The organism is Streptomyces calidiresistens (assembly GCF_014141525.1).
Classification (GTDB): Bacteria; Actinomycetota; Actinomycetes; order Streptomycetales; family Streptomycetaceae; genus Streptomyces; species Streptomyces calidiresistens.
Window position 1 is genome coordinate 1 of sequence record NZ_VKHS01001531.1, and the last position, 498, is coordinate 498.

2 protein-coding genes are annotated in these 498 nt (G+C 74.7%); both read right to left on the reverse strand.

Annotated elements, in window-relative coordinates; all coding sequences use genetic code 11:
* On the reverse strand, nucleotides 1-228 hold a 228-nt coding region (locus FOE67_RS28160), incomplete at its 3' end, for a hypothetical protein (protein ID WP_182667613.1).
* A gap of 88 nt (nucleotides 229-316) precedes the next feature.
* On the reverse strand, nucleotides 317-498 hold a 182-nt coding region (locus FOE67_RS28165; protein WP_182667614.1), incomplete at its 5' end, for a VVA0879 family protein.

The following is a 498-nucleotide window of genomic DNA, read 5'->3' on the forward strand; positions in this document are numbered from 1 at the left end:
GCAGTCGGCGGGGTGGGGGCGGTAGCGGCGCTCCCACCGGCGTAGCGGCTCCTCCTTCGTGATGCGGCGTGAGCGGAGCACCCCGTGCTGGTCGCGGTGCACGGCGGTGTTGCCGAGGCCGCTGGTGTCCTCGGCCTCGTTCACCGCCAGGCGGCGGCCGGCCTGGGTGATGGTGATGAGGACCCGGGCTTCGCAGATGCGGCAGATGTGGCGGGGTGCGCGGGGCATCGGGTCCTCCCGGGTAGTCGGGTGGGTGGTGGGTACGGTCGGTGGGGTGGTCCGCCCCCGGTTGCTGCGGGGGCGGACCGGCTTCGGTTCAGGTGGCGAGGGGGAAGGCGTAGGCGTGGCGGCCGTCGGGGCGGATGACGGTCCAGGGGCCGGAGATGAGGCCGTAGGCGGTCCAGCGGCAGCCCCGCTCGGGCCTGGCGGTGAAGGTGAGGGCTCCGAGGGTGCGGCCGATGCATTCCTGGCCGAGGAGGTCGGAGGCGAGGGTGGGGG